Source organism: Synechococcus sp. H55.2 (assembly GCF_047462495.1).
GTDB lineage: Bacteria > Cyanobacteriota > Cyanobacteriia > Thermostichales > Thermostichaceae > Thermostichus.
Genome location: NZ_JANSJH010000204.1, coordinates 1 through 986 on the forward strand (window position 1 = coordinate 1; position 986 = coordinate 986).

General features: G+C 56.1%; 1 protein-coding gene and 1 pseudogene. Both read right to left on the reverse strand.

Annotated features, from left to right (window positions below):
• Positions 1–348, reverse strand: a pseudogene (locus NW844_RS12930) (hypothetical protein); the annotation flags it as partial.
• A gap of 22 nt (positions 349–370) precedes the next feature.
• Complete coding sequence (psbU, locus tag NW844_RS12935) at positions 371–733, reverse strand: photosystem II complex extrinsic protein PsbU (protein ID WP_414336235.1); 363 nt, start codon at positions 731–733, stop codon at positions 371–373.
• Positions 734–986: the final 253 nt, after the last annotated feature.

Sequence of the window (986 nt, forward strand, 5' to 3'; positions counted from 1 at the left end):
ATGGGATAGGGATCCCCGTTGGAAAGAAGTTTGGTACACCCGTTCCGACTGGGTTTTTCTCAGGTAGACGACAACCTGCCGCACCTCCTGGGCAGGATAGCGGCGATACAGGCGCAGGCAGTAGTCTGCCATGCGAAAGGGGATCTCGGGATCCGGATCGGTCTGGAATTCGAGGTGCAGGATCAAGTTTTGGGCCCTCAAGAGGATGAGGGAATCGGCTCTGATGGGCTCGCTGGAGAGCTCTGTTGGCTGGATTTGGGCCAAGGGAACCGGGGATCCCAGTAGCCAGCGGGCAAAGGAGTCGGGAAACCACTCTACCAGGTACTTGCAGACGTTGTCGTAGGCCATGGGATCCCTTGGCTGGCCGGGATCAGCCGTAGTAGCCTTGGTTGATGCGGTTTTCCAGTTGGTTGGCCCCCTCTTGGTACTCCCCAAACACGAAGTTCTCCGCGTTCGCCTTGATCAAGGCCTTCTGCTGCTCCGTCAATTCTGGGATCTGCAACATGTCCTCCAGGCTGTTGTAGGGAGCATTTTTCACCAGAATACGGGCCAGGGTGGGATAGAAGCCAGGCAACTGGCGGTAGTTGCGCAGGATGGTGTTGTTCACGTCGATGGGAGTGTCGAGGTGTTTCACCGGCGGAAGCTCTGCCGCCACGGCCGGGATCCCCAAGGGGGCCAAGCACAGACAGAGCATCAACAGGATAGACACCAAAGCAGACAACAGCCGACGCATAGCACCACCTTTGCAGACAAGGTTGAAAGCAGTCATGACAACGCTCAGGGGATAGGTCGCTAACATTCTCCGACCATTCAGTGTCTCATCCCCGCTACCCCGAATCGAGACCCAGATTCAGATTTGGATCCCGTCAGAAATAATTTTTAACAACTATGATCGGGGAATAGCCTTTTGGCGGCTGACCAACTGCTCATCGCTTTTGTTTTGCCCCATGTCCGACTCCACCATCCTCCATCCCCTCAGCCCCTCT